The sequence below is a fragment of the Pararobbsia alpina genome, assembly GCF_965118125.1.
In the GTDB taxonomy this organism is placed as follows: Bacteria; Pseudomonadota; Gammaproteobacteria; order Burkholderiales; family Burkholderiaceae; genus Pararobbsia; species Pararobbsia alpina_A.
On the sequence record NZ_OZ221287.1, the window covers coordinates 1,981,211 to 2,000,480 of the forward strand.

Annotated in this window: 19 protein-coding genes; 11 read left to right on the forward strand and 8 right to left on the reverse strand. The window is 59.7% G+C overall.

From position 1 onward, the window contains the following. Positions 1–51: 51 nt before the first annotated feature. The 6 genes from ACMFWR_RS08695 (at position 52) to ACMFWR_RS08720 (ending at position 6,592) form a co-directional block, all read left to right on the forward strand. Positions 52–1,305 (forward strand): efflux RND transporter periplasmic adaptor subunit, encoded by a 1,254-nt coding sequence (locus ACMFWR_RS08695; protein ID WP_413194596.1) that lies wholly within the window; start codon positions 52–54, stop codon positions 1,303–1,305. Next, positions 1,302–2,801 (forward strand): efflux transporter outer membrane subunit, encoded by a 1,500-nt coding sequence (locus tag ACMFWR_RS08700; RefSeq protein WP_413194597.1) that lies wholly within the window; start codon positions 1,302–1,304, stop codon positions 2,799–2,801. The genes ACMFWR_RS08695 and ACMFWR_RS08700 overlap by 4 nt, the downstream gene beginning before the upstream one ends. A gap of 261 nt (positions 2,802–3,062) precedes the next feature. Next, positions 3,063–3,749, forward strand: a complete 687-nt coding sequence (locus ACMFWR_RS08705) for a heavy metal response regulator transcription factor (protein ID WP_413194598.1) — start codon at positions 3,063–3,065, stop codon at positions 3,747–3,749. Continuing rightward, positions 3,746–5,221: a heavy metal sensor histidine kinase gene (locus tag ACMFWR_RS08710; protein WP_413194599.1), complete on the forward strand. Its 1,476-nt coding sequence runs from the start codon at positions 3,746–3,748 to the stop codon at positions 5,219–5,221. The genes ACMFWR_RS08705 and ACMFWR_RS08710 overlap by 4 nt, the downstream gene beginning before the upstream one ends. 79 nt (positions 5,222–5,300) lie before the next feature. Next, the gene (locus ACMFWR_RS08715; RefSeq protein WP_413194600.1) at positions 5,301–6,260 is read left to right on the forward strand and encodes a TIGR03571 family LLM class oxidoreductase; all 960 of its coding nucleotides are present in this window, start codon (positions 5,301–5,303) and stop codon (positions 6,258–6,260) included. A gap of 95 nt (positions 6,261–6,355) precedes the next feature. Beyond that, on the forward strand, positions 6,356–6,592 hold the full coding sequence (locus ACMFWR_RS08720; RefSeq protein WP_413194601.1) for a hypothetical protein: 237 nt from the start codon (positions 6,356–6,358) through the stop codon (positions 6,590–6,592). A gap of 35 nt (positions 6,593–6,627) precedes the next feature. Here the strand turns inward: ACMFWR_RS08720 and ACMFWR_RS08725 are convergent, their stop codons facing one another. Both ACMFWR_RS08725 and ACMFWR_RS08730 read right to left on the reverse strand, forming a co-directional pair. After that, positions 6,628–6,969, reverse strand: coding sequence for a hypothetical protein (locus ACMFWR_RS08725; protein ID WP_413194602.1), 342 nt, complete (start codon positions 6,967–6,969; stop codon positions 6,628–6,630). A gap of 94 nt (positions 6,970–7,063) precedes the next feature. Then, on the reverse strand, positions 7,064–7,606 hold the full coding sequence (locus ACMFWR_RS08730) for a nucleotidyltransferase family protein (RefSeq protein WP_413194603.1): 543 nt from the start codon (positions 7,604–7,606) through the stop codon (positions 7,064–7,066). Positions 7,607–8,027: 421 nt separating this feature from the next. Here ACMFWR_RS08730 and ACMFWR_RS08735 point away from each other — a divergent pair, with 421 nt between their 5' ends. Continuing rightward, entirely contained in the window at positions 8,028–9,428 is a 1,401-nt protein-coding gene (locus ACMFWR_RS08735) for an NAD(P)-binding protein (protein WP_413194604.1), read from the forward strand. Positions 9,429–9,510: 82 nt separating this feature from the next. Here the strand turns inward: ACMFWR_RS08735 and ACMFWR_RS08740 are convergent, their stop codons facing one another. Further along, complete coding sequence (locus ACMFWR_RS08740; RefSeq protein ID WP_413194605.1) at positions 9,511–10,488, reverse strand: helix-turn-helix domain-containing protein; 978 nt, start codon at positions 10,486–10,488, stop codon at positions 9,511–9,513. Between the two features lie 100 nt (positions 10,489–10,588). On the opposite strand from ACMFWR_RS08740, the gene ACMFWR_RS08745 reads away from it, so the two are divergent. Then, positions 10,589–11,824, forward strand: coding sequence for an MFS transporter (locus tag ACMFWR_RS08745; RefSeq protein WP_413194606.1), 1,236 nt, complete (start codon positions 10,589–10,591; stop codon positions 11,822–11,824). A 26-nt stretch (positions 11,825–11,850) separates the two neighbouring features. On the opposite strand, the gene ACMFWR_RS08750 is transcribed toward ACMFWR_RS08745, so the two are convergent. The 3 genes from ACMFWR_RS08750 to ACMFWR_RS08760 form a co-directional block, all read right to left on the reverse strand. Continuing rightward, positions 11,851–12,096: a hypothetical protein gene (locus ACMFWR_RS08750; protein WP_413194607.1), complete on the reverse strand. Its 246-nt coding sequence runs from the start codon at positions 12,094–12,096 to the stop codon at positions 11,851–11,853. An 87-nt stretch (positions 12,097–12,183) separates the two neighbouring features. Further along, a complete protein-coding gene (locus ACMFWR_RS08755; RefSeq protein ID WP_413194608.1) occupies positions 12,184–12,732 on the reverse strand; it encodes a carboxymuconolactone decarboxylase family protein in 549 nt (182 codons plus the stop codon). Between the two features lie 172 nt (positions 12,733–12,904). Further along, positions 12,905–13,660 (reverse strand): SDR family NAD(P)-dependent oxidoreductase, encoded by a 756-nt coding sequence (locus ACMFWR_RS08760; RefSeq protein WP_413194824.1) that lies wholly within the window; start codon positions 13,658–13,660, stop codon positions 12,905–12,907. Between the two features lie 290 nt (positions 13,661–13,950). Here ACMFWR_RS08760 and ACMFWR_RS08765 point away from each other — a divergent pair, with 290 nt between their 5' ends. The 3 genes from ACMFWR_RS08765 (at position 13,951) to ACMFWR_RS08775 (ending at position 16,368) form a co-directional block, all read left to right on the forward strand. Then, a complete protein-coding gene (locus ACMFWR_RS08765; RefSeq protein WP_413194609.1) occupies positions 13,951–14,871 on the forward strand; it encodes a LysR family transcriptional regulator in 921 nt (306 codons plus the stop codon). Between the two features lie 69 nt (positions 14,872–14,940). Then, the gene (locus ACMFWR_RS08770) at positions 14,941–15,651 is read left to right on the forward strand and encodes a hypothetical protein (protein ID WP_413194610.1); all 711 of its coding nucleotides are present in this window, start codon (positions 14,941–14,943) and stop codon (positions 15,649–15,651) included. Between the two features lie 153 nt (positions 15,652–15,804). Continuing rightward, the gene (locus ACMFWR_RS08775; protein WP_413194611.1) at positions 15,805–16,368 is read left to right on the forward strand and encodes a YSC84-related protein; all 564 of its coding nucleotides are present in this window, start codon (positions 15,805–15,807) and stop codon (positions 16,366–16,368) included. A gap of 149 nt (positions 16,369–16,517) precedes the next feature. Here ACMFWR_RS08775 and ACMFWR_RS08780 read toward each other — a convergent pair whose 3' ends face one another. Both ACMFWR_RS08780 and ACMFWR_RS08785 read right to left on the reverse strand, forming a co-directional pair. After that, positions 16,518–17,462 carry a phosphotransferase family protein gene (locus ACMFWR_RS08780; RefSeq protein WP_413194612.1) on the reverse strand — a complete coding sequence of 315 codons (945 nt, stop codon included), beginning with the start codon at positions 17,460–17,462 and terminating at the stop codon, positions 16,518–16,520. 215 nt (positions 17,463–17,677) lie between these two features. Then, positions 17,678–19,210 (reverse strand): rhomboid family intramembrane serine protease, encoded by a 1,533-nt coding sequence (locus tag ACMFWR_RS08785; protein ID WP_413194613.1) that lies wholly within the window; start codon positions 19,208–19,210, stop codon positions 17,678–17,680. Positions 19,211–19,270: the final 60 nt, after the last annotated feature.

Consider the following 19,270-nt stretch of genomic DNA (forward strand, 5'->3'; position numbering starts at 1 on the left):
GGCCGCAAAGCACACACGGCATGAAGCAACGAATCCTGATGGCAGACTGACATGACAGATAAACACCACGCCTCGCTCGCGATTCCGCCGCACGACCCGAACGAAGGGCGCGCGTTGCCGCCGCGCGACCGCGAGTGGCGGCGCGCGAAGATCGCCATCCTTGTCGTGCTGATCGTGCTCGCGATTGGCGCGGCACGCACGATCGTGTCCGACGTGATTCAGCGGCATGCCGTTGCGGCGACCACCAAAGAAAACGCGGTCCAGTACGTGAATGTCGTCGAACCGAAGCCTGCTCAGGCTAGTGGCGACACTTTGTTGCCGGGTACCTTGCGCGGCTATGTCGAATCGCCGATCTACGCGCGGGCCACCGGTTACCTGCTGCACTGGTATGTCGATATCGGTGCACGGGTCAAGCAGGGACAATTGCTGGCGGATCTCGATACGCCCGAAATCGACCAGGAACTCGCGCAAGCCGTTGCGCAGCAGGAACAAGCGAATGCGAGCCTCGGCCTTGCAAAGTCCTCGCTCGTACGCTGGCAGCAACTGCGTCAGCGCGATGCCGTCTCGCAGCAGGAACTCGATGAGCGCGACAGCACGTATACGCAAGACATCGCGAACGTGAAAGCAGCTGAAGCCAACGTCGCGCGTCTGCGTCAGCTCGAGTCGTTCAAGCGCATCGTCGCTCCGTTCAATGGCGTGATCACCCAACGCAACATCGACGTGGGTGATCTGATCGATGCGGGCAGCGGCACGAGCCGTGCGTTGTTCGCACTGGCACAAGCGGATCCGCTGCGCGTCAACGTTCAGGTGCCGCAGGCGTATGCCGAAGGCATCCACGAAGGTCAGGAAGCCACGGTCACGCAAGCGGAACTGCCGGGTACGGATTTCCACGGCACGATCACACATATCTCGGGCGCGATCGACGTGCCGACGCGTTCGCTTGAAATCGAAGTGCGTCTGCCGAACCCGGACAACAAGCTGCGCCCTGGCGCATACGTGCAGGTCGGACTGCACGGCAAGGTTTCGCATGAGCGCGTGCTCGTGCCGGGCAATGCGCTGTTGTTCCGCGCTGAAGGGCCGCGACTGGCCGTCGTCGATGCCAACGGTCACGTGTCGTTGCGCAAGATCGTGATCGCGCAGGACCTCGGTCAATCGCTTGAAATCGAAAGCGGGATCGAGCCGACTGACAAGGTTATCGTCAATCCGAGCGATTCGATCGCCGATGGCGATCAGGTCAAGATTGCGCCGGCTCAAGGCGCGTCGTCGACCAAGACGACCACGGCCGAGAACAAGGAGGCCTCGTGAAGACCGCGAACTGGCACGCGCCGCGCGGATCGATCGGTCTGATTGCACTCGCGTGTGCACTGTCCGCTTGCACGGTCGGGCCCGACTATCGGGCGCCGGTCTCCGATGCGCCGCCGACGTGGAAGACGGACTCGTACTGGAAACTCGCGCAGCCTTCACACGCCGACGAGAATCCGAATTGGTGGACGATGTTCAACGAGCCCGAACTCGACGGGCTCGAGCAGCAGGCACTCGAACACAACCAGACCCTTGCGGCCGCGCTCGCGCACTACGATGCGGCGCAGGCGACGCTCGCCAACAACAAGGCGCAGCTTGTCCCCGAACTCGATCTGGGTGCAAGCGCTGCGCGCGCGAAGACGTCGAAGAACCGTCCGCTGTCCACGTACAGCACGCCGAACCAGTCGGTGGTGCAAAACGACCTGCAGGTTGGGCCGTCGATCAACTATGACGTCGATTTGTTTGGCCGTATTCGCCGGCAGATCGAAGGTGCACAGGCATCCGCCGAGCAATCACGCGACGATCTCGCGAACGCACGGCTCGTGCTGACCACGGACCTGGCTAGCGACTACTTCTCGTTGCGCGAGCTCGATGCCGAGATCGACGTGCTCAATCGTTCCGTCGATCTTCAGCAAAAGGCGCTCGACTATGTGAACAACCAGCACGATCTGGGTGCGGTGTCCGGACTCGATGTGTTACAGCAGCAGTCACAGCTCGACGCGACGCGCGTGCAAGCGCAACTGCTGCTTCAACAGCGCGCGCAGTTCGAACATGCGATCGCGGCGCTGGCAGGTGCTGCGGCACCGCAGTTCGCCATAGCGCCCAAGGTCGAGCGTTCCGCGATTCCCTCGATTGCGCTCGGCGTACCGAGCGATCTGATGCAGCGCCGACCGGATATCGCGTCGGCCGAGCGCGCGATGGCGGCAGCGAATGCCCAGATCGGCGTGGCCAAGGCTGCGTTTTATCCGTCTCTCTCTTTGACGCCGTCGATCGGATGGCAGAGCACCGACTTCGCGAGTCTGTTCTCGGCGCCGAGCTTGATGTGGACGCTCGGCACGATGGCAACCCAAGTCATCTTTGATGGCGGCCGTCGCTCGGCGAATGTCGATTTTGCGAACGATCAGTATCGCGCTGCAGAAGCCAACTACAGGCAGACCGTGCTGACGGCGTTCCAGCAAGTGCAGGACGGCATCACGGGTTTGTCGGTGCTGGATGGCGCGGCGAATCAGTCGCATGCAGCTGTCGAAGACAACCGCAAGCTCTTGTCGCTCGCCAACGATCGCTATTCGGGCGGCCTTGTTGCGTATCTCGACGTGATCACGGCGCAGCAGTCGTTGCTGACGAGCGAGCGCCAGGACGTGCAGATTCATGGCCAGCAGCTCACGTTGTCGGTGTCGCTCGTGAAGGCGCTCGGCGGCGGGTGGAATGTCAATGCGCCTGCCGTGACTCAGCCGCCGTCGCCGGCATCGAGCCAGCCGATGGCGAGTGCACGCCAGTAAGTTGAGTGACGGATGCCGCGGCGTGAGTGCGTGGTGACCGTTGTGAGCGTAGCAGGCAGCAGGCAGCAAGCAGGCAGAGAGCAGGCACGTAGCGAGCGGAAATTGCGGAAGCGATGGAATATGCGGAGTTAGAGAACGATGCGCTGACTCCGCACGGGCAGGGCGGTAGAGGACAGGGGATGGCCGGGCAACCCGGTGTAAGGCAGTGTGGATAGCGATGTGAAGGGCAGCTCGTATAATGCGGACACAACAGGTGCTGCGATGAAAGTTCTGATAGTGGAGGACGAGCACAAGGTCGTCGACTACCTGCGCTCAGGCCTTGGCGAGCAGGGCTGGGTCGTCGACGTTGCGCTCGATGGAGAGGAAGGCACCCATCTCGCGACCGAATTCGATTACGACGTGATCGTGCTCGACGTGATGTTGCCCAAGCGCGATGGCTTTGGCGTGCTGAAGGCGCTGCGTGCGCGCAAGTCGACGCCCGTCATCATGCTGACCGCACGCGATCAGATCAACGACCGTGTTCGCGGATTGCGTGAAGGCGCCGACGATTACCTGACCAAGCCGTTTTCGTTTCTCGAACTCGTTGAGCGGCTCCATGCGCTGGCGCGTCGTACGCGCGTTCAGGAATCGACGCTGCTGGCGATCGGCGATCTGTACGTCGACCTGATCGGACGTCGCGCGACGCGCGAAGGCGTGCGGCTCGACCTGACCGCGAAGGAGTTTCAATTGCTCAGCGTGCTTGCGCGTCGGCATGGGGATATCCTGTCGAAAGCCGCCATCACTGAACTGGTCTGGGATGTGAATTTCGAAAGCCAGGCCAACGTCGTCGAAACGGCGATCAAGCGATTGCGCGCCAAGCTTGACGGTCCATTCCGGACCAAGATGCTGCATACCGTACGCGGGATGGGCTACGTGCTCGAGATCCGCGAAGAAGCCAATACACCGTGAACCGTTCCATCGCCCGTCGTCTGTCGATCCTCTTCGCTGTCGCGGCGTTGTTTGTGTTCGCGCTGGTCGGCACGGGCTTGTTTGAAGTGCTGCGCGTGCAGCTCGACCGGCATCTGCGCGAGTCGCTCGATGACCGCACGGAGATCGCACGGATCATCGTCTATCACGCCGTGACCCCTGAGAAATGGCGGATCGCGCGTGAAAAGCTCACGGATATGACACCGCACGACGGCACTGCATATTACTCGGTGTCGAGTGACGATCCGCGCTATAACTTCGGGCGCCCGCTGCAGGGACGCACGATCAAGCACTGGGCCGAGGGCTACACCCGGTTGCGAACGGATGATCGCGAGTTCGACATGTTGACGAACACGGTCACCATTCCAGCGTATCTCGGCCGGCCCGTCGTGCAGCTACAGGTTGCCTCGGGGTACCTCGCGAACGCGCATACGATGCGGTCGTTTGGGTTTGCGCTTGCGGCGCTCTCGTTGTTGGGGTCGTTGGCCGTGCTCTTGCTGAGTCGCTGGGCGACGCGCATCGGGCTCGAGCCACTCACGCGCCTCACGCGCGATGCATCGGAGGTTCGTCCGAACAACCGCTCGCAGCGACTCGACACGCATTCATTGCCGTATGAGCTTGGCGATCTCGCCACGTCGTTCAACGGCGCGCTGGAGCGTCTCGATGCCGCGTACGGGCGCCTTGAATCCTTCAATGCAGACGTTGCGCATGAGTTGCGCACGCCGGTCACGATCCTGATCGGACAGACCGAGGTCGCGCTGAGCCGGGATCGTTCGGTCGATAGTCTGCAGACCACGCTCCAGTCGAACCTTGAAGAGTTCGAGCGGATGCGCGCGATCATCAACGACATGCTGTTTCTCGCGCGCGCCGATCAGGGCGAGCAGGCGACGAATCTCGTCGATCTGTCGCTCGATGGCGAAGTCGCGCATGCGCTCGAGTTTCTCGAGATTCCGCTGGATGAAGCTGGCGTGACCGCCATCGCATCCGGAACGGCAAAGGCCTTGATCAATCGCGCGCTGTTTGGCCGCGCGTTGACGAACCTGGTGATGAATGCGATTCAGCATTGCTCGCGGGGTGCGGCGATACATGTGACGCTCGAGCGGATGGGTGATCAGATCCTCGTCTCGGTCGCAAACCCGGGCGATGAGATTCCTCCGCCGGTGCTTGATCATCTGTTCGACCGGTTTTATCGCGCCGAGGCATCGCGTAGCAACAGCCGCGAGAACCATGGCCTCGGGCTTGCGATCGTCAAGGCGATTGCCGGCATGCATCGCGGCACCGTGTTCGCGAGCAGCGTCAACGGCATCAACACCTTCGGCTTCTCGGTCGCCGCACCGGCCGATGATTTGCTCGGCCCGCCGCGCGACGTACGCACTGCAGTCGCGGAAGAGACGGCGCCGCGTCGCTGGGTTCCTGCGGGCGAGGGACGTCCGGCTGCGGATCCGGGTCGCTGATCCCCGTCGGCACGGAATAATCGATCGGCGTAGACTGGCCCGGCCTGCCACTCAGGTGGCGCCTCTCTGCTGACGAACGATGTCAATCGATGTTTCGGAAGAAAGTGTTGCGCGCGTCGGCGCTGCGCGACTGTTTTGTGAGGGCCGGATCTCGTTCGGCCTGACTCTGCCGGTTGGCGTATTCGATGCGCACGATGTCGATTACGCCGCTCAGGTGCGTCTTGCCAAATTGGCTGAATCCCATGGATTCGACGCGCTGTGGGTGCGTGACGTGCCGCTGAACAACGAGGGATATCCGGATCCCGTCGGCCACCTTGATCCCTGGGTATTGCTCGGCGCGCTTGCAACGCACACTCAGTCGATCACGCTTGTCACGGGTGCCATCGTGCTGACGTTGCGACATCCCTTGCACATCGCAAAGGGTGCGGTTTCCGTTGCAGCGCTGTCGGGCGGCCGCTTTGTGCTCGGGCTCGGGTCCGGAGATCGGCCACCCGAATTCGCCGCGTTCGGGCGCGATACCGAAGCGCGTCGCGAGCTGTTCCGTGCGAACTGGGAACGTGTTGAGGCCGCGCTCGCACCGACGCCCGTTGTGATTCCCGACATCGAAGCCGATCCACCGACGACGTTCGAATTGCGTCCGCGTGCTCCCGCGCCTGTGCCGATGCTATCGGTCGGTTCGTCAGGGCAGAGCGTCGACTGGATTGCGCGTCATTCGATCGGATGGGCGACCTATCACCGCCCGCCGGCCGCGCAACACGATCGGCATGCCATGTGGCGGGCGGCGGTCAAGCGTGCTGCGCCCGATGCATTTCGAAGCTTCTCCGTCGCAATGCGGGTGGAACTGGTCGATCAAGCGGACGCACCCGCGGAGCCGATCGAACTCGGCTATCGGGCGGGGCGTCGCGCGTTACGCGATGTGTTATCGGAAGTGCAAGAGATGGGCGCGCACCACGTGACGTTCAATCTGCACGCGCAATCGCGACCGACCGAAGAGGTCATTGAAGAACTGGCGCGAGATATTTTGCCGATGCGGGGGTAGGGATGGCGTTGGCCGGAGAGAGCACTCGTGGGGGTGGTGAGCTTTGACTCACACGTGTAGAGTGGTTTTCATGCATCCGGGATGGGAAATAACAAATGTCCGACGACGCATCAAGATCAGTTCGCGCCGTAGAAGGATTCTTCGGCGGTTTAGCTAAAGGCACGATGATTCTGGCCGCGATCGTGGTTGTGGTGCTCGGCGCGCTCGGGGGGGACATTCCATTCACTGATTTGCCAGGTACGCGGAAGGAGTGGCTTTTATTTCTGCTCTTCGTTTTGCTGGCCATCGCCGGCGGAACGGCGTTTCTCATGCTTCGGCATTCGCCTAGGTGAAGCCTGAGCAGCAGTCGACCCGGCTCGAACATCGTTCAGCAGAGAAGTGGGCCTAACTCTACGATGTCCGCGTCTTCAAGGGCGAAATCGAGATTTTGCTTGGGGCACAGCTCTTCGTCCCCCCGGAACACGTGGATGTCGACCAATATGTCTTCATCGCCAGCTTCGTCGATGTAGCGAAAATACTTGTCACCGAATTTTTCTTCGGCATCTTCTGCGTCGATATGAATTGAGATCCGAACGCCAAAGTGGCGCTCATACTGAGCGATAGCGTCACCAAGAGTCAGCGCGTCGCTTTCTAGCGCAAGGTCCGTATGTGGACAGCGGCTACCGGTATAGGTGTAGCGAGAGTTTTTAGGGCCGCACAAAAGAACCATCTGCTTTCCTGTCTATGCACAATCCTGAGCATCAAGCTTATCAGGCGAAGCGGGTGCCGGCTGAGGCCTGTTCGTCGCCCGCGATCACAGTATTTCACTGAACTTGCAGCCAAGACCAACGCTGGCGATACGATACCGACTTTCTCTCGAAGAGCTCGCGGTGTGGCGTTAGGGGATTCATCGTCAATATCCCCTGGTACAACAGATCAAGGCCATTTGGCGCATAGAGCGCATGCGGTTGAACGCCGACGCATGTGGCCGGAATCAGGAAGCGGTCGATTCCATCGCAGGAGTTCTTTAGCGCTGAGCAAGGGTAGCCGAAATACGACTCGTACCAAAGATGTACACGCGCCTGATTTGACGCTTCGACCGTTACATTCAAGTCTGCAAGGACATATTCGACGTGCGCTTGTACTTTCTTTTCTCCGATTTCGCTGAGGTCGCTCGCGTCGAAGTAGAAGAGGTCATAGTCCTTTATGTTTGCTTGCGGCGGTTGCCCTGATTGCTTATTCCACACTGTCTGGAACAGGCAGCCGGCAACGAGCCAGCAGTCAGGCAGTGCCAACGCATCCCATCGCTCGAGGATGATGCGATTGATTGGATTGGACAGCAGGTCGTCGAAAAAGCGGTTCGTCATGAGATCAGGGACACGGGGTTAACCTCCGGTGAGACCGGGAAGCGCGAGGCGAATCTTTGAGGTAACTCACTCGGCGTCGCGAAACGATAGTAGCTCGTAGCGATGCCCACATGAAAGCTATCTCGAGACGTTCGCTGAAATGTGCGTTCGGCATGCACGATTGAGTGAACCCGTGTGCCGACGAACGGACGTCTAGTTCGATCTCGCACTCGATTTCTGTCGCACCGAGGCCCAGCCTAGATCGACAAGACCGGCTTCGTTCTCGACGGCATAAGCCACGAAAATCTTGTGTTTGCCTTTCGGGTTGGATGAATCAAATAGCAAGGGAAGGCGACCCCCCCGCAGCAAAGTCACCCCAGCAGTCATCCCAAATCGATCCTAGAATGAGGATCAATGCTGCGATGAGGGCTGCGGCGAAGAAATGGCAGACCAAACGCTCGAAACGGACTACCTCGTGGTCGGTGCTGGGGCCGCCGGGATGGCGTTTGCCGACGCTTTGCTTACACATTCCGACGCATCGCTGACAATTGTCGATCGCCACCACGCGCCTGGCGGCCATTGGATCGACGCTTATCCCTACGTTCGTCTCCACCAGCCGTCCACCTTTTATGGCGTGAGTTCGGTGCCGCTTGGGCACGACGTTCTCGATACAGCCGGGACGAACGCCGGCTACTACGAACTCGCCGGTGCTGATGAAATTCGTGCTTACTTCGCGCGCGTCATGCACGAGCGCTTTCTCTCAAGCGGCCGCGTCCGCTACTTTCCCTGCAGTGAGTACCTCGGCGATGGCCATATCGCGTCGCGACTCGTTCAAGGGTCATGGAAAGCTCACGTGCGTCGCAAGGTCATCGACACCACGTACGTCGAAGGCACAGTGCCTGCGACGAGCGTGCCCCCGTTCGACGTAGCAGACGGCGTGCTTTGCGTGCCTGCGGGCGATATCGCACACATCACGCAGCGGCCTGAGCGTTTCGTCGTGATCGGTGCGGGGAAGACTGCCCTCGACACCTGTGTGTGGCTGCTTGAGCAGAATGTCCCCGCGTCGTCCATCCGATGGATCAAACCCCGGGAGGCCTGGTGGATGAATCGCCGCTTCCAGCAGCCGCTGGCTCAGCTCCCCGAGTCCTATCGAGGCATGGCGCTTCAGCTTGAGGCGATGGCGCAGGGCGCTTCCATTGAAGATGTCTTCGCACGGCTCGAAGCGGAAGGGTTCTTCCTTCGCGTTGATCCCGGCGTCGCACCCAGCATGTTTCGCGGCGCCGTGATCAGCGAGGCTGAATTGGAGTTATTGCGCAAGATCGAGGACGTCGTGCGTCTTGGTCACGTACGCAGCATTGAGCGGGACGAGATCGTTCTCGACGAGGGAAGCGTGCCGACAAGCGCTGCGACGGTGCATATCCATTGTGCGTCGAGAGGGCTGGCGCGCCGCCCACTGCGTCCGATTTTCGAGGCGGGGCGCGTGACGGTTCAGCCTTTCCTTTGGGGATATGTGTGCTACCAGTTCGCCATGCTGGGCGTGATCGAGGCGCTGATGGACAGCGACGAAGACAAGAATCGACTCTGTCCGCCGGTCGCTTACTGGGATACGAGCGGGGACTTTCTCTGCGCGTTCCTCGCGACGCTCGCGCACGAGCGCGCGCGGATGGGCCATCCGGCGGTGGCGAGCTGGGCCAAGGAGACACGGCTCAACCCTTTCGGAGGAATCGGGCTTCATCGCGATGCGCCGGACGTTATCGATACGCGGGAGCGCATCAAGCGCCACGCGGCGGCGGCAGTGGGTAACCTGGCGCGGCTTCTCGCGACGAACGCTGTGCAGACGTAGAGCCCGGTGCGTTCGAGATGCAAATTAGATATCGCACCGGACATCAAACCTTGCCGCCTTCAGCGCGCTGACTTAGCACCCGTCAGATCGACATCCCGTCGTACGCCCGCCAGGCACGCGGTGTCACGCCAAACCGTTTCAAGAACGCGCGACTAAAGTGCGCAGGTCCTTTGAATCCACACTGCCATGCGATGCTGGCGATCTGATATTTGCTAAATCGCGGATCGCGCAGGCGCTCGGCGCTCGCATCCAGACGTTTGCGCAGCTGAATCTCGGAGAATCGTTCGCCGTGATTGGCGAGTACCCGGTACAGGTAGCGTTCCGATATTTCAAGCGCAGTGGCGCAGTCTTTCGGTGTCAGCGCGGGGTCGAAGAGATGGGTTTCGATATAGTCGTGAATCTGGCGCCAGCGCACGCCTTCGGACTGACCGCTACCCGCCGGTGGATTCGAATGAAATTGCTGGCAAGCCGCACCGAGCAATAAAACAAACGACTGTTCAAATGCGGCCAGAGCGACTCGGTCGCAATCCTTCAAGCCATGCTCCATCTGCTGCACGAATGCGTTGACGGTTTGCGTCAGCGAATGATCGCGCGGTGCGAGCGCCGGGCCGTGCAGTGTCACCGGCCCATACCCGTCCCAGCGCGCGAGGGGTAGCCGCAGGGCGATGAGATGAACGCTCGTACCCGAAAACCGCACCTTCGAGGGTCGATGCGCATCACGGAACGTGATGTCGCCAGCCTGAAAGTGCAGCTCCGTGTTTTCCTGTTCGAGCGTCCCGCTGCCTTCTCGCACGAGGTGGACCAGCACCTCGCGCTCCTTCGAAAGAATCACGTGTTCGGTCCGATGCTCGACCTCAAGGGCCGGCATGTGCAGATCGGCAATGACGCCACTGCCTGACAGGCGCGCCGTTGTCGCCGCGCCAGCGTGGCGAACGTGAGGGTCAATGGTCAGATCCCCCGGCTGCATGATGTCGCTCAGGAGCGAATCCCATTCGGCATCCTCGACGGGCGCACGGAAAGCGTTGACCCACGACGACAGAACTGTTGGATCGGTGTTCACTGGAAGTCAAGAAATCGGTTCAGTCAGGAGCAAATGCGGACACGGCACGGCTTCTATCATGCAAGCCATTGCCTCGTTGATTCTAATCCGGAGATCAGTCGTGAACACGCTAGCAACCTTTCCCGCGGACAGCCGGGCGAAAGGTGATGGCTGGAAAGCTGTGGTTTTGCTTACGCCGTTTCAATTCATGTTTGGCCTGGTCTATGCGTGGGGCGCTATGGCGCCGGCCATTCACGCCGCAACCGGCTGGTCGGCCAGTCAGCTGGACCTCATGTTTTCGCTCACGCCGCTTGCGTTGCTTCCGGCCGTGTTGACGGGGGGGCGCCTGGCCGGACGCGTTGCGCCGGAGCGCATTCTCCGGTGGGCGCTGGGTTGCTTCGCGGCCGGTGGACTGCTCGCGCTGACGAGTGCTTCGCCGGTGCGCTTCGCAGTCGGATACGCAATCGTTGCGCTCGGATTAGGTGGCGGCCTCTCGACCACCGCAAGCATCGCGGTGATTCATCGCGTCGCATCGCGCGCACAAGGGCGCTTGTCCGGCGCGTTGCTTGCCATCTATGGCCTGTCTGCGAGCATCAGCGGGCCATTGTTTTTATGGCTCGCGCATCAGGTCGAGTGGCGCATCGCACTCGCCATTGTTATGGCGACCTATGGGGTATTGGCGGGTCTGTCTCTGATGGCTTTGCGATCGGGACCGGTTGAGCATCAAACGACACAGGACAAGGCCTCGCAGCGACGACCACGAACGTGCTGGGGGCCGGCTCTGTGGAATATGGGCCTGTTGTTCATGACCGTGCCATTCGGTTCGGCTGTGTTCGCCGCGATAGGACGCATTGCGACCGGGCACGGACATGCCGTTGGCCTTGGCGTGGCGGGCGCCACCATCATGTCCGCGGCGAACGGGATAGGGCGTTTCGCTGGAGGTGTGCTCGCTGATATGAGCTCGGTCCGGGTCACGTGGTGCGTTGTGCTTGGGCTGGCTGCCTTCGGTTATGGCGCGAACATTGCGGACGCTCGACTCGGAGTGCCTGCGCTCTTTTTGTTGTTTGCTGCGTTGACGGGCCTGTCGTTCGGCGCACTCGCCGGGACACTGCCGGCACTGGCTGCGCATACCTCGCCGTCGAATGCGGCGTTCGTCTTCAGCCTTTACTTCGGCACATTTGCGCTGGGCAGCTTCGGTGGCCCGTTTTTGAGTGCTGAGGTGGGGTTGCCAACGACGATGACTGTCTTCGGATCATTGGCGACGGTTGCGTTTGTTGCTCGCATGGCCTTTCGGTCCAAGTCGCACGACCCGCCACAGCAAGCCGTTGCGAAAGCGCCGGATGAGCGTGCGGTGTAGTGCTGCTTCAGCGCCATACGCACCGCTCAACCATGCACCGTATCTTCGTGAATCTGCGAAAGCAGATCCTCAGCACCGAAGGCATCGTTGGCGCTTTCGTCCGGCCAGATGCGATTCAGTCCTCCATCGCGCTGGCATGCAAAGAGAAATTGGTAGGACGACGCAGGTGTCGTCACTGTATTTGCAGCGTTCGCGGCTGGATCCTGTTCTTCAACGATCTCCGCTGCAGTGTCGGGAAGCAAACAACGACTGACACATTGTGAGGGTTGCATGATGAACTCCTTGGCGATCTGTGCCCGCATGCGAGCGAGGCATTCTGCGGCGGCGGGTCGGTGTCGCACCCGCCGCTCACATTCACGTTAAGCCGCCCACGCGTAGGGCTGGAACATCTCTTCGAGAGGCGGGTGAGTCACGCTTGCCGTGTAGTTGGTGATCGTCGAGGCGGCAATCACGAGGATGACGTCGAGGACGAGCGCCTGATCGAAGCCAGCCGCGGTGAACGCAGCGATGTCGTGATCGTCGACTTTGCCGCGCTTTTCGATCAGCGTACGTGCGAGGCGCGACAGCGCCGCAACCTTGGGGTCCGCCGGAAGACGGCGTTCGCGAATCGCCTGCACGTCGGCCTCGCTCAGCCCTTCCTTGACACCGAGGAACGAGTGGAACGCAACCGGCCACTCGGCGCCATTGGTCACCGCATTCGTCAGCAGCAACGTCTGGACGTGGGCTTCGGCAAGATTGCCTCCATGCGCCTGCCCAAACAGGCCGACGAGGCCATTGATCAGCTTCGACGAGCCGGCAATGGCGCCGAGGATGTTCGGCACCATGCCGAAGGTCTGAGCAAGACCTTGAAGTGCCGGCTTCGAATCGGCCGGTGCGGAGTCGAGCGTATAAATCGGAAAGTTAGCCATGATGTTTACCTTGAGGGTTAAGTACAAATATCGGAGTGATGATCACGCGATGTATGAAATGTAGTGATGTCATGTCGGTCAAACAACTACGTACCAGGTCGTTAAAACACCTTCATTCGCCGTTGATCACGAGCGGGAAAATCACCGCCGTGTCGTGGTTCCATTGCTTTATTTAGATAACTTGGCCGCCGGAGACTTCGATCCGCTGCGCGGTGATCCAGCGGTTGTCCTCTGACAACAAGCTGGCGATCATCGGACCGATGTCGTCCGGGACTCCCACGCGGCCGAGCGCCGTCATGCCGGAGAATTGGCTGTTGAGATCGGGCATGTCACGCACGGCCCCGCCGAGGAAGTCCGTCTCGATCGCGCCGGGTGCCACCGTGTTGACGGCAATGCCACGCGAACCCAGCTCTTTCGCCATGTACACCGTCAGGATTTCCACCGCGCCTTTGGCGGCGGAATAGGCCGAGAAGCCAGGGAAAGAAACGCGCGTCAGGCCCGATGAAAAGTTCACGATCCTTCCACCGTCAGCGAGCAAGGGAAGCAATGCCTGCGTCAGAAAGAACACACCTTTGACGTGAACATTGAACAGCCCATCGAATTGTTCGACTGTCGTCTCGGCAAAGCTGGCCATTTCACCGTGGCCGGCATTGTTGATCAGGTAGTCGAAGGCATCGCGATTCCACGTTTCCTCGAGTACACGACCCAGCGCTTCAGAAAATGACTTGAAGGAATCGACTTTGCCGACGTCGAGGCGCATTGCCGTGGCCTTGCGGCCCATGTTTTGAATTTCTCTTACGACACCGAGCGCTTCGGCTTCTCCGTGGCGGTAGGTCACGATGACATCGCCCCCATGCCGAGCGATGCTCAGTGCCGCATTGCGGCCCAGGCCACGGCTCGAACCGGTTACGAGCGCAATCTTGTTCATGGTATTTGTCCTTTGTCTGACGACGTTGTGAAAGTAAATGCAGGCGATTTGAAAAACATCTTGCTGACCATTGGCCGTTAAATCCGGGGCGAACGCGCCCCTCCGGCACAGTTCGGTTTTCTTGGGTTGATACAATGTTTGGCGGCGCAGATACGCACACCCCGATCACGGGGGAGGTTCAGAAGCCCCGCTGCTTATGGCGCTGAACACGTTTGCCGTTGAGTGAAATGTAGATCCGGGTGTCCGGAATGAGAAAGACTTTGCGTGACGGTCTTCGATGCTTATGAGGCATGAATGGTATGGAGCTACGACACCTTCGCTATTTCGTTGCCGTCGCCGAAGAGGGGAACGTCACCACTGCGGCGAGCAATCGATTGTTCACCTCGCAGCCATCGTTGAGCCGGCAACTCAAGGATCTGGAGATGGAGGTCGGTGCTGAACTCTTCATCCGATCCGCTCGTGGTATCGAACTGACGCCTGCTGGCGTTGCCTTTCTGGAGCAAGCGCGACTTTCTCTGAGTCACGCGGCGGCGGCCGTCGAAGCAGCTCGACGTGCGGCACGTCTTTCCAAGGAAACTTTCACCGTTGGATTTCTGACCGGGCAAGAGGCGGACTGGCTTCCTCGCGTCACTCAACTGTTACGGGATGACTTACCCAACATCGAATTCAAAGTCGTCAGCCTGCAATCGCCGTCACTCGCCGATGCATTGCAACGTGGCGATGTGGACATGGGTTTTCTCAGAGTCGAGCCACGGCCTGATCTTCGTTACGAAGTCATTGCCAAGGAACCGCTCCTCGCCATCATGCCAAGCGACCATAGACTGGCTGATAACGGACCCGTTGATCCTCGAGAGTTCGCCAACGAAACATTTATTGGCTACTCGGACATCCCGCACGTGCTGCGAGATGTAGTCGCCGAGTATTTCAAGGCCAACGGCATTGAGATCGAGCCTTGCCAGTATATGCTTGATGACTTCGGCACGGGCATTTCACTGATTAGCTCTACGCGTGGTGTGACGCTTTTGCCGACCTATGTCGAACCTCTGTTGCCGTGGTCAGTGGTCAGTCGCCAACTGACCGGAGTACAGCCGACCATCGACATTGCGGTGGGTTATCGAACCGACAACGAGTCGCCCATCCTGAGAAAGTTTCTTGGAAACATGAGTCAGTTAGTCGTCGATGGCCCGGCTGGCATGAGACGAAAGCCGTAGTGCTGAAGTACCGTAGTGCTTCTCCGATACTCGAATCGATATTGCGCTTACCTTCTCGGGCTCAATTCCATGAAAGCTGCCTGGCTGAAGCTATCGTTTGTTGCGATGCTGATGGGCTTGGCTCTGTCGGCGCACGCACAGTCGACCTCGGTGCCTTATGTCGGGTGTGCATCGGACGGACAGCTTGGATTCAGGCCGGCACCTCCGGTATCGAAAACGCCTCAAGTCCCGGCAGAGCTCGCGTCTCGTCTGGCGTGGTACTCGGTTGGCGACATTGGCGTCCTGGCACCGCGTGGATGGCAATGTTTCGGTTACTACGGCTCAAGCGGCACGATCCTCCTGGTCATCGCTGACTATTCTCGCAAGCTGGGGCTCAATAGCGGCAATGACGTTGATGGCCAAGCCATTGAGTTGGGTACGTCCTATGGGCAAACGTCAGGGCGCTTTGAAGCCGCAAAGATCGCAGCCCGTCTGTTCCCCGACAGGAAGGCGTTCGTTGATTCGGTTGCGGGCGAGGGCATACTTCCCCGAGAGGAATTCGACAACCGTCCTTTCCCGCACGATCAAGTCCGACGCCTGCGTTCCGATCAAGTGTCGTTTGAAACCCCAGCGCGCGAAGATGGACTCGGTACGATGAGCAGGCTCGTGAAGTCCGACGATCCCATTGAGGGTATGGCGTCGATGAATGAGGAGAATGACGCCACGATGCTCGTTGTGCGGGTCGATTCCGCCTCGCGCGATCTCGTTCCGACAATTCTTGGCGTCGAATTGTCGAAGTAGTGGATTCACATGCCGGTATCGGAGGATTTACAGGTCGAAGGCCAACCGAATGTGGTGAAGCTAAATGCTAGCGCGATAGCGAATTGGGCCTTTTGGGGTTTGTGTTGGCGGCAATCTGTTAGCTAGTCTGAATGCAGCTCACGGAGAAAAAACATGCTCAAACGTCTGATAGCGACACTCTTCATCATGCTGATGCTACCCATGTCGTCAGTTTGGGCCGATCAGTATTCCGACACACTCAACCTGTTCAAGAACGCCGGGGAAAGCGGCAGTCTTCTAAAGAGTGCCTATGGCTACGCTTTGTTTCCAAGCATCGGCAAAGGCGGAGTCGGGATCGGCGGTGCGCATGGCAAGGGCCACGTGTACGCGAAAGGGAAACTGATCGGCGATACGTCGATGACTCAGATCACCGTGGGCCTGCAATTGGGCGGCCAGGTCTACAGTGAACTCATCCTGTTCGAGAACGAAGAGGCCCTCAATGCATTCACCGCCGGCAACTTTGAATTCGGCGCAGATGCCAATGCGATTGCAATCACCGCGTCCGCCGGAGCACAGGCTGGCACAACGGGCACGTCGACTAACGTGAGCGGTGGAAAGAAAGACGCTTCCGCCGGCGGTTCATTTCGAAAGGGCATGGCCGTCTTCACGGTGGCGAAGGGCGGGTTAATGTACGAGGCGAGCGTGGGCGGTCAGAAGTTCTCGTATAAGCCGCGCTGATCTCCCATAAGCGCGAACTCTGAGGTTTCAGAAGATCGGGGCCACCTGCCGATGGTGTGGTCCGCCTGTTGTGTTCGGCTCGGTAGGAAACGGGCGATGGACTCGGACACATTCGCTCGCGCGGCCCTGGCAGGTCTATCGCTGCACGCTCATGTGCGATCACCCAGTCGTGCGAGTGCATCAAGGTAAAGCGCGAGAATCCGATTCCGCTCAAGGTCCGTCGTCTTGCGTTCGTTACCGTTGAAGTCTTGTCCGTGTTCTGACATCAAGTCCAGGAGATACACGGCCACATAGAAGCGAAAGAGCCAGTCATCCGGGTGACCGCCGTGATGCAGCAGGCGGGCAGCGTATTCGTCGGGCAGGCCTCGCACGATTGAAGCCGCCAAAGTCAGGGCAATCGAATACCGAGGATCCCCGAAACAAAGATCATCCACATCGACAATGCCCGACAGCTGTCCCTCATCGGTCACGATCACATTCTTCACAGTCGCATCATGAAGAAACGGGATGGCCGGGATGCTCTTCATTTCGTCTCGCGCGAGATGTGCGAATGCCTCGATACGTTTGACAAGCGAAGGGTCAAAGAGACCTGCACTGGCGATCCGCTTAGAGGATCGTGCGATGTGTTGGCTCACGACATCGCTCCAGCTGCGATGCGGCGCATCCTGGGCATGCACTGCGTAGCCGTATCGCGATGCGGTCTCGAGCTTTGCCGTATTGCGTTGAGCCTTCGCCACATCTCGGGCAATGCGGTCAATTGCCTCAGTATCGAGGTGGGCAAGTACGTCGCCGATGTCGGTGCCAGGCAGGCGATTGAGTATCAGCCAGGGAAACGGATCATCCAGTTCGCACGCGACGATCTCTGGAAGCGGCACACCCAACGGCCTGAGTGCCGCTGACAACGTCTTCGCGCCAACCATGGCGAGCCGCTGCGAAGGCACGGTCATTCGGACAACCAGCGGAGCATGCTGTTCGAATGAAACCTCATAGACGTAGTGCTGAATGCCGTTGGTGAATCGTCGGACAGCATTCGGTGTCTGGCCGATGTGCCGGCGCGCGATCTCGGCTGCAATCGCTTCATCAGGACATGTCATTGAATGGCTCGGGGCGAAGCATAGACGAAACGCTCGGCACCTAACGATTTTAAGGCGGCCAGGACGGTGTCGCGCTGCTAGAAGGGGCTGCGCTGGTGTCGATTCCGTTCCACACGAAATAGTAGATGCCAAGGCCCACCGCGAATAGGCCTATCAGGCAAGAGATTGCAATGAATACTTTGGTCACTCGATCCATGGAGATAATCGCGTTGCCGTTAGTGTCCCGTATGCAGCGTGCTCATTTGCATCGTGGCGTCGCGAATCAGGGAAGTGACAGTCGCCGATTCGCCAGGGCTGAGCAGATGGTCGGCGCCTGCGGCATTCGCGAGAATGACTAAGGTCTGTGTTTTATCGTCGAAATAGCGAAGCATGTGTGTTCTCGCACGTGCCTCGTCAGGGTTCGAGGGGATCGGCAATCGGCCGACTGCCTGGTCGATCCCGCTCCACTCGGGCAGCACGATGGACCTGATTCGGAGCACGTACGCCGAGCGACCGGTTGCGGTCATCGGGGGCGACATGGCTATTGAGCGGAGGTCCCGCTCCGCTCGATCGACATCCGCTCCGAGTTCAAAGATCGCTCGCGATGCATACATGGTCTGTCGCCGGTCGGGTCGTTCTGCGAGTTGAAGAACTCGTAAAGTCAGCCCGGTGACTGCCAGGCACGCAAACGCGCCGGCTATCAGAAACGTCATTGCGGGGCGTTCACGCGTGGGCTCAGTGCTTTCGAGCGGCGGTGCAAGCATGTACCCGAGTACGAGACCGACGAGCAGCCCGCCGACGTGATCCGCGTTGTCGACGTGCTGATTCGATATCCCACGCACAAGCGTGCTCACCAAATAGAAGACCGCGATCCAGTACTGCTTCGTCAGCATTGAGCGCGGAATTGAACTTCGATATCGAAGCACGTAGGCAACCAGCGCGCCGAGCACACCGAATATCGCACCCGATGCGCCCGCGCTTTGAATGTTGTAGTGCCAGATCAGGCTTGCAAGGCTGGCAATCACGCCCGAGATGACATAGATCGCGACAAAACGCGGTGTGCCGAATGCACGCTCGACCACACGGCCCATCTGCGCGAGGACGAGCATATTGATGAGCCAATGCAAAATCCCGAAGTGAATGAAGACAGACGTCAGCAATCTCCACCATTCGCCTCCGATCGTGTACGGGCCGTAATTGCTGCCGCCGGCGATCGTGTAGCGATAGTCGAAACTCAGCACGGTTCCGCAGCTGTACCACATCGCGATGAACACGATCGTTGTCAGCGCGATGATCGACCAGGTGCCCCAGGCAAACGGCGTCAGCGCACTTTGCGCGGCGAACCGACGTCGCTTGAGGTCTTCCTCGGCATAAGGGCGCGTCATTTGCGCGGGAAGCGCAGCGACAATCGACGCTGAATCGGACGCATCGTGTGCTCGCAGAACTACGTGCTCGAGCTCTCCCGGCCCGTCGACGATGTCGAAGAATACGAGTTTCTTGCTCGCTCGAGCGTTGTACACGTTCGCCAGCACAATCTTTCGCGCGCGACCGACACCGATCGCATACGTTGACGACGTGTCCAACGTCAGGTGGCTGTCTGAAATGCAGAGCGTGCCTTCGGCGTTGAAGGCACTTGCACGGACTTCACCCCAGCGCTCGCGCACGCGAGAACTCAGTTCAATCCGAAAGCAGCCGATCGCCGACGACGGATCAAAGTCCGGGTCGTCCTGTGAATCGACGTCATTCCACTGCGGCTCGCGGCGGATCATGGTCGCTTATGAGTCTGTGATGGGGATTGAGTCAGTTCCTCCCCTGACTCGTCACTGACT

What these genes read in the sequence shown, in the direction of transcription:
- ACMFWR_RS08695 (WP_413194596.1), top strand. Translation starts at nt 52, where the DNA reads ATGACAGATAAACACCACGCCTCGCTCGCGATTCCGCCGCACGACCCG.
- ACMFWR_RS08705 (WP_413194598.1), top strand. Translation starts at nt 3,063, where the DNA reads ATGAAAGTTCTGATAGTGGAGGACGAGCACAAGGTCGTCGACTACCTG.
- ACMFWR_RS08715 (WP_413194600.1), top strand. Translation starts at nt 5,301, where the DNA reads ATGTCAATCGATGTTTCGGAAGAAAGTGTTGCGCGCGTCGGCGCTGCG.
- ACMFWR_RS08720 (WP_413194601.1), top strand. Translation starts at nt 6,356, where the DNA reads ATGTCCGACGACGCATCAAGATCAGTTCGCGCCGTAGAAGGATTCTTC.
- ACMFWR_RS08725 (WP_413194602.1), bottom strand. Translation starts at nt 6,969, where the DNA reads ATGGTTCTTTTGTGCGGCCCTAAAAACTCTCGCTACACCTATACCGGT.
- ACMFWR_RS08730 (WP_413194603.1), bottom strand. Translation starts at nt 7,606, where the DNA reads ATGACGAACCGCTTTTTCGACGACCTGCTGTCCAATCCAATCAATCGC.
- ACMFWR_RS08735 (WP_413194604.1), top strand. Translation starts at nt 8,028, where the DNA reads ATGGCAGACCAAACGCTCGAAACGGACTACCTCGTGGTCGGTGCTGGG.
- ACMFWR_RS08750 (WP_413194607.1), bottom strand. Translation starts at nt 12,096, where the DNA reads ATGCAACCCTCACAATGTGTCAGTCGTTGTTTGCTTCCCGACACTGCA.
- ACMFWR_RS08755 (WP_413194608.1), bottom strand. Translation starts at nt 12,732, where the DNA reads ATGGCTAACTTTCCGATTTATACGCTCGACTCCGCACCGGCCGATTCG.
- ACMFWR_RS08760 (WP_413194824.1), bottom strand. Translation starts at nt 13,660, where the DNA reads ATGAACAAGATTGCGCTCGTAACCGGTTCGAGCCGTGGCCTGGGCCGC.
- ACMFWR_RS08765 (WP_413194609.1), top strand. Translation starts at nt 13,951, where the DNA reads ATGAATGGTATGGAGCTACGACACCTTCGCTATTTCGTTGCCGTCGCC.
- ACMFWR_RS08770 (WP_413194610.1), top strand. Translation starts at nt 14,941, where the DNA reads ATGAAAGCTGCCTGGCTGAAGCTATCGTTTGTTGCGATGCTGATGGGC.
- ACMFWR_RS08775 (WP_413194611.1), top strand. Translation starts at nt 15,805, where the DNA reads ATGCTCAAACGTCTGATAGCGACACTCTTCATCATGCTGATGCTACCC.
- ACMFWR_RS08780 (WP_413194612.1), bottom strand. Translation starts at nt 17,462, where the DNA reads ATGACATGTCCTGATGAAGCGATTGCAGCCGAGATCGCGCGCCGGCAC.
- ACMFWR_RS08785 (WP_413194613.1), bottom strand. Translation starts at nt 19,210, where the DNA reads ATGATCCGCCGCGAGCCGCAGTGGAATGACGTCGATTCACAGGACGAC.